The following is a 1,681-nucleotide window of genomic DNA, read 5'->3' on the forward strand; positions in this document are numbered from 1 at the left end:
GCAGGACGGCCAGGCCGCCCACCACCCACAGTGCCGGGTCGACGCCGGAGGACGCCTCCCCCGAGGTCTCGTCGGCGACCTGGTTCTCGGCCGGGTCGGACTGCTCGCCGGTCGCGCCGGGCGTCGCGGTCGCCTCGCCGGATCCGGCTGCCGCGGACCGCACGGTGAAGACCGAGGATCCGCTCACGACGTGCCCGTCGGCCGAGGTCACCCGGTAGCCGATGGTGTACGCGCCGTCCGCCAGGTCGTCGTCGACCGCCACGGTGACCGTCTCGCCCTCCACCGTCGGCTCTCCGACGGTGAGACTGGTGCGGTCGTCGCCGGTGGTGACGGCGACCGAGGCGAAGTTCTGGTTGATCTCCTCGTTGAACGTCAGCGAAACCCGTCCGGGCGAGGTCTCGAGGGTGGCGCCGTCCTGCGGGTCCACCGAGACGAGAACCGAGTGCGCTGCCGCGACCGGGGCGAGGACGGTGGCCGGCGCCGCAGCCCCCACGATCATGGTGACGGCGAGCGCGGTGGAGGCCAGCCGAGTCCGGATCGCGGTCACGGGGTGACGCCGAGGCGGGCGAGCACGTCCTTGTTGACCCGGTCGAGCTCCCCGGAGATGGCGGAGTGCACCTCGCGGCGCTGGGAGGTCGGGGTGGTCTCGGCGGTCTCGACGGCCGTGCGCAGATCCTTGAGGCGGGAACGGGTGGAGGCGATGAAGTCCTCGACCTGGCGATCCCCGCGGCGCCCGACCTCGAGCTGGTCGAGGGTCTGCTCCAGCCGGACGATGCGGGCACCGAGCGCGGCGCCCGGGCCGGTGGCGTCGATGCCCGCGGCCTTGAGGTCCACGGCACCCGCCCCGGCGGACTTGTCGGCGGAACCCTGCGCGTTGGACACGAGCTTGTAGACCATCGGCAGCAGGACCGGGGTGGCGACCTTGGCCAGGCTCAGCCACCGCTGCACGTCCTCCTTGCCGAGTTTGGTGCCCTCGAGCTTCTTCAGCTCCATCTCGGCGAGCTGGTACTCGTGCCTCCGGCCCGCCGCCTCGATCTTCTCGGCCGCCTTACGGTCCTTCGCCAGGAACTTGGCCTCGCGCTTGAGGGTGGCGCGCTCCTGCCTGGACATCGTCTTCTCGGCCTTGCGGTCCCGCTTGGCCGCCTTCTGGGCGAGCGCGTCCTGCCGCTGGGCCCGCTTGGCCTCGCGCTTCGCCCTGCGATCCGCGTTCTTGCCCTCCAGCTTCGCGCGCTTCTTGGCCTCGGCGAGATCGACGCGATGCGCCTCCTTGGCCTTGTGCCTGGCCTCCTTGGCGGCGAGCTTGGCCTCGGTCATGGCGGTGGCCTTGAGCGCGGAGGCGTGGGCGCGGAGTTCGGCGCGCTTGTCGCGGTAGGTCGTCAGCTTGCCCATGGGCGTCGATCCTTCTCTCGTCGCGAACATCAGGGTCCCAGCCTAGGCGAACAGTCCGCCGGTGAGCACCGGACCGGTATCCGGGCGCGGTGTGCGCCATGATGGACGTCGATGGACGGTGCCCGGAACGGATCGAGTGGGGACCCCGACGGTGCGGTGGCGGGACCGGCGTCGGGGTCCAGGTGTCTGCACCGTGTGGCCCGGGAGCGGGACGCCGGTCCCACGTGGTGGCGGACGGCTCCGCTCGACGAGGGGGTGCGGCTGCGGGCGATGGCCGCGGCCGATCGCCGCG

At 72.2% G+C, this 1,681-nt stretch carries 2 protein-coding genes; both read right to left on the bottom strand.

What is annotated here, in order from left to right; translation table 11 throughout:
• Window positions 1-547: copper resistance protein CopC (locus G6017_RS12060; protein ID WP_182617569.1), on the bottom strand; the 547-nt coding region annotated here is incomplete at its 3' end.
• Entirely contained in the window at window positions 544-1,389 is an 846-nt protein-coding gene (locus G6017_RS12065) for a DUF6474 family protein (RefSeq protein WP_179524207.1), read from the bottom strand. The genes G6017_RS12060 and G6017_RS12065, both read right to left, overlap by 4 nt.
• Window positions 1,390-1,681 lie beyond the last annotated feature (292 nt).

Origin of the sequence: Dietzia sp. B44, assembly GCF_014145245.1 — a bacterium.
In the GTDB taxonomy this organism is placed as follows: Bacteria; Actinomycetota; Actinomycetes; order Mycobacteriales; family Mycobacteriaceae; genus Dietzia; species Dietzia natronolimnaea.